Genomic DNA, 5677 nt, shown 5'->3' on the forward strand with positions numbered 1-5677 from the left:
CTCCCCAAGCAGTGGTACCCCATATCCACCAAATTACAGATTTAGCTTTTGATAAATTTTCCTCGTCTTCCATATTTTCTTTTATAAAAGCGACCTTACTTTTCATACCTTTTTTCATAGAAACGAGAACAACTAATCCGATTAGCATGAAACCAGTAGTTATCCAGAGTAATAAGTCCACCTTCTATACCTCCTTTTTTTATGAATTACTTTCCTTTCAATCTTCTTTATTCATTTAACCTGCTGCTTTACTTTAATACGTTTGAAACAAATAGATGTTCCAATTTTATATAAATTTTCCATTTATAATAAGTAAAAATCTATATGGCTTATTGAACTAAACTGCCTCGTTAGTTCAATAAGAAAAAAGAGCTGCATATGCAACTCAATGATCTTCAAGTAAACCACCCGTTAGTTGAAGAACTAATTTTACGCATAACTCCCTTATAATTGTTGTATGGTACTATATTATTCCGCATGTTCTTTCATTAATTTATCAAGTGCTTTACCATAAGCATCTTTGTTTTCCTTACTTAACTCATAAAGTGCACTTTTCCAATTTTCTCCATCTACACCTGATAAATGTGGAGTACTTTTTAGTACAGCTTCTTGCATATTCGGTTTATCCTCTTTACTAGTGTCTTTAATAAGCTTTGTTGCTTTTCTTGCATCTGTTACCCCTACTTGTATGTCTTTGTGAATGTCTTTGTATTTATCAGGAACTTTTATATATTCCATATTGTCTAAAATCTTATCCATCTTGTTTGCTGTTTTTAAAATATCTTTTTCTTTTTCTTTGTCTTCCATAGCTTTCATCGAGTTTACTATGAATAAATCCTTCATGTATTGAAACTCTACTAATTGTTCACAAATATAATAGGGATACTGTTTCTCTGATATTACTGTTTTCATTGTTGATTTGCTTAACTGCTCAGTCTTAGGAGTAGACTCTTTATTTTCTACCGCACAACCTATTAATAATAGAATAGGTATTGCTAATGATACGAGTTTCGTTGCTTTCATTATATATCCTCCTTTTAGAAAGCATTGTAATTAATTAACATATTGTACCATAACGTAAATTATAAATAATAGATATATAAAATTCCTATCATTTGAAAGAAGTGATTTGTCATAAATATAGGTGTATATTCCATAAATGTCAGGTTTACATAACGTATCATTATCGGTAGCAAGAAAAAATTCTTTAATGAATGGAAAGTTCCTTCTTCAACTAAACTGCCCCGTTAGTTCAATAAGAAAAAAGTGCTGCCTATGCAACTCAATGATCTTCAAGTAAAGCACCCGTTAGTTTAAGTGCATTTTTCACAAACTTAAATGGTTTACTAAGCAGATTAGTTCACTTATTAAAAGAATGCTGCCCCGTTAGCTGCAATAGAAAAAGCAATCTCTCATAATGAAAAATCGCTCGTATTTATTTTTTACTTTTCCACCGAGAGTGCTGATTTGCCAAAATATTTTTTCAACATACATTCACCTTGATAAAGTGCTCGTTAAGTCGTCCATTATTGCAATTCTCTACAAAATATAAGAAAAAACAAAAAAATTCAATATTTAGTGAAACCTTTTCATCTAAAATGTTACTCTAACAATAATAGGAGGTATTTAAATGGAACAATTAGTAAGAGCAGCTATCGACGGTCAGCAAGCTGCATTTGAGCAGCTAGTAGAAGCTGAAAAGTCTAAGCTTCTCGCAAAAGCTTACTCCTATGTTGGTAACAGAGAAGACGCATCAGACATTGTACAAGAAACATTGCTGCAAGCTTTCAAATCTATGCATCAATTAAAAGAACCAAAATATTTCTCTACATGGCTGTTTAAAATATTAATACGACAATGTTTTGCTTTTCTACGACAAAAAAAGCGTACACTAGTAGTGGAAACCGAGCTTATACAGCAACAGCTAATTGAACAAGAACAATCAATGAACTACGAAATTGTCCATGAGGCATTGTCTTTACTTCGAAAAGATTATCAAACAGTACTTATATTATTTTATTTTTATGATTTTAAAGTACAAGAAATCGCCTATCTCCTAGATAAGCCAATCAATACAATCAAAATGTATTTACATCGTGGTCGTATCCAATTAAAAAAGCAACTAGAACAACGCATGAACAAACCAATTAAGCAGAAAGAAGTGATACATATGCTAAAGGAACAACTAGCGAAATTAGCGTTAAACTTTGTGTCAATTCCCGATAACTATCAATTATTAGTAGAGGATTATTCAATCGAACAAGCTACATTTATGTGGTCGACAGACGATTTAGAAGAAGGAATTGAAGTGTCACTTAATCCGAACGGAAAATTATTAGATTTAACTAGACCTCCTTCGACAACAGGTACACTTGTCACAACGCAGCAGCAGCAAGCCATTGCAGAACAATTTTTAACAGAGCAATACACTGAAGCATTAGATTATTTAACTGTGTCTACTATCATTGAAAAAGAGGATGAAACAAAGTTTTTATATGAACAATTTGTGGGAGGCTATCCTCTTGAAAGCTATTACACAAAAATAATCGTTTCCAAGTACGGAGAAATCATTGATTTTAAGTACAATGGCTACACGAAAGCTCCACCAAGATTCCCAACGCAGCTTTCCAGCAAAGACAGGATTTTACAACAGTTATTTAAAGCCCCATGGACTTTATCGATGAAGTATTTAGTTAGTGACAATTATTCTGTTGCACAGTCTGGTCTGTACTCGATTTACGAGAGTCCAATTGTATACCAGTCATTTAATGCAATTGATGGAAAAGCATTATTTGAAGAGGAAGTTGAGGAAGATGTAGCCTCCTTCACCAAGTTTCCATACGTACAACCACTCGAAAAGCAGACGACACTTGAAAATATTATAGGTGTAACAGATTGTATGGAAAAGCTACGGGAAGTCGAAATGGATGAAAATACACTCTGCATTGTATGGCGAAAAAAGGATTGGAAAGCTCCGAAAGATAAATCGATGGAAAATTTCCTGCTTGAACGTATGGAGGATACGGTGAAGGCGAAGGTTGATAAGCATTCAAGGAAATTAAAGGAGTTCATGTGGTTTAAAGAGCGTACAGGTGAACTGGATCTTTCGTTCGCAGCTTGTCGCGATATTGCTTGTACATTTATTGCGACATATTTTAAAGAATATGTTCCTTATTTACAATTGCAAATCAAGAAACCATCCTTTAATGAGGTGAACCGTGCATTTTTCACTTTTCCGCTGCACGTAGCTCATGGCTTTCAAATAGAGGGTGAACATTTTTACGTTGGCGTAGACAAAACGACGGGTTTCATCGATACATTTAGGTCTCCTCGTATTGACCTAGAACTTCTTTACTCCTATGATTCTCCAACTATTCAACCTATAGAGAACGTAATACCTGTCTTAAAAGAGGCCGATGCCTTTTTACAATGGTCTAGACAGTATGATGAAAATAAAAACGATGAAGTATTACAATATCGATTGGGACAATCGGAAACAAAACAGCGGATTGTTGGTATAGATGCAACGACAGGACAACTTATCGTCAGTAAACTTTAAATAAAGCGGAGTAAAATAGCCCCGAGAATATATAACTTTTAAAAGCCTACAAATGAAACAAAGCGACCCAGAACAAGTTATCTTTTCATACCAAATTTAATCTAATTTATATTGAGCTTAGTGTTATCAAACTAAAAACTCTCATATTCATTTTATAGAGAAGAACCACCTAAAACATTATTACATCAATGTTCTAGGTGGTTCTTCTCATAAACCGCACTTACTTATGATACGGTTCACCGAAACTAATATTAAACTGTATTACTTCTTTTTCTTCGTCCATGTATCTCTATTGTTAAATGATAAAACAAACACCTTATTGAACTAACCTGCCCCGTTAGTAGAAGAAGCACCATCTCTTTTATTACACATTATAGACACGTTGCTTCTTAACTACATGCTCCCATTCATCAATTATTTAAAACGCATAATTAAACATCCTCTGTAAAGACTAAATTGAGGAGGTGAAATCCATGCCAAACAACAAAAAATCACATGAAAGATTTGGGACTGATGGTGACCAAGTTAAACAAATAATCCAACATAATGAAGCTGAAAAACGACAAGCATCTGGTTCGAATTCTAATGTGGAATTCGGAAATGAGACTGATATTAAAGAAATTAATCAGAAAATCCGACAAGCTAAAACGAAAAATAAATAGTTACCAATCACAACCGGCAACTTTTATGCCGGTTGTGATTTCTTACTGCACATTTTCTACATATTATGCAGTAATTTTTAGCAACCTCTAAAATAGAATATCCATCATTCCATTTAAATAATTTCCAGAATATTCAAATTACAGTTATAATACTAGTTAGTATAAAACGTCTATTTCTGTGAGAAATACGTTAAGTAAATTAATTAATAGGTTTACAACAAAGATTTCCTTCACCTATTTCAAGAGCTGATTTTAAGCTCTTAAAACACTAGACCAGGCCATTTCGTTCCATTTAAAAGCTTCTGACCAACTTATTTATAATTCATCTTAGTTAATCTAACTTAGTTACTGCACATTTTCTTTCAAATGCGACATAAAAAATTCCCATCTCTATTGAACTAAACTGCTCCGTTAGTTCAATAAGAAAAAAGAGCTGCCTATGTAACTCAATGATCTTCAAGTAAAGCACCCGTTAGTTCAATAAGAATATCTCATAAAGTATAAAAAGAGCTGTAGTTGTATACCACAGCTCTAATGTCTTCCGCTCGTTTAAAATCCTTTGAAACTCCGAAGTCGCTACATTTTTATTTGACATTAATATCAAAAATAAAAGTTTCTTTTCCTTGATCCCATATTGTATTAAGTTCATAAATATAATAGCCCTCTTTTGATGGTAAAGTAATTTTATTATCTTCAATTTCAACACTGTCAATTGTACCATCTTCATTCAGTTTAGTTACCGTAATGGAAGAAGGATTTTTATCAATTTCAAATTTTAAAGTATCACCTTTATCGACTTCTATTGTTTCGAAAAGTTCAGCTAATTCATTTATATCGGGAATACTTTTTGTACTAATTTCAATGTTGTCTTCTTTCCACTCGTAACCACCTGACATCATTGTATATTGTTCCCCACCCACGATCACTTTGCCTTCTGGTTGACTAATAGTACCGTTCGGAAATCCATTACAGCCTGTTAAAATCAAAGTAATTAACATTAAAATTATTTTCTTCATTTCAATACTCCCCTTTGTTAGATTTTTACTTTCGCCCCGCCTTTCACACTTTTCTTCAACTCATCTGCCACTTTAGTTCAATAAAAAAAGAGCTGTCTGAACAGCTCAGATCTTCTACCAAAGCCCTCGTTAGTTAAAAAAATTTATTAATATCAATTACTAATTTGCAACCTTTTAGATTTGCCCTTACCTATAAAATGATTAAACAAAAGATAAATATATACCCCTATCACACCTCCAAGGAAAACCATTTCACATTTTTTGACATAGCCAACCTCTCTCTAAATTACACAAAATCATATGAACAATTCTAACATTTACCTACATAAATTTGTCAAAGTATTAAAATCTTGTTAAACTAACCTGCCCCGTTAGTTCAATAAAGAAAAAAGAGCCATACATTTTGAAATTATTAGTACCATCATATTACCTCCTTTAAT

5 protein-coding genes are annotated in these 5677 nt (G+C 32.8%); 2 read left to right on the plus strand and 3 right to left on the minus strand.

Annotation, left to right across the window (positions count from 1 at the left end):
• Both AMD00_RS16310 and AMD00_RS16315 read right to left on the minus strand, forming a co-directional pair.
• Positions 1-181, minus strand: a 181-nt coding sequence (locus tag AMD00_RS16310) for a hypothetical protein (protein ID WP_053418047.1), incomplete at its 3' end; no start/stop codon positions are given.
• A gap of 287 nt (positions 182-468) precedes the next feature.
• The gene (locus AMD00_RS16315) at positions 469-1023 is read right to left on the minus strand and encodes a hypothetical protein (protein ID WP_053418048.1); all 555 of its coding nucleotides are present in this window, start codon (positions 1021-1023) and stop codon (positions 469-471) included.
• Positions 1024-1630: 607 nt separating this feature from the next.
• Between AMD00_RS16315 and AMD00_RS16320 the strand changes: the two genes are divergently transcribed.
• A complete protein-coding gene (locus AMD00_RS16320) occupies positions 1631-3559 on the plus strand; it encodes a sigma-70 family RNA polymerase sigma factor (protein WP_053418049.1) in 1929 nt (642 codons plus the stop codon).
• Positions 3560-4032: 473 nt separating this feature from the next.
• Positions 4033-4221, plus strand: coding sequence for a hypothetical protein (locus tag AMD00_RS16325; protein WP_053418050.1), 189 nt, complete (start codon positions 4033-4035; stop codon positions 4219-4221).
• A 584-nt stretch (positions 4222-4805) separates the two neighbouring features.
• Here the strand turns inward: AMD00_RS16325 and AMD00_RS16330 are convergent.
• The gene (locus tag AMD00_RS16330; protein ID WP_053418051.1) at positions 4806-5237 is read right to left on the minus strand and encodes a hypothetical protein; all 432 of its coding nucleotides are present in this window, start codon (positions 5235-5237) and stop codon (positions 4806-4808) included.
• Between the last annotated feature and the right edge of the window lie 440 nt (positions 5238-5677).

Source organism: Viridibacillus arvi, assembly GCF_001274945.1.
Classification (GTDB): Bacteria; Bacillota; Bacilli; order Bacillales_A; family Planococcaceae; genus Viridibacillus; species Viridibacillus arvi.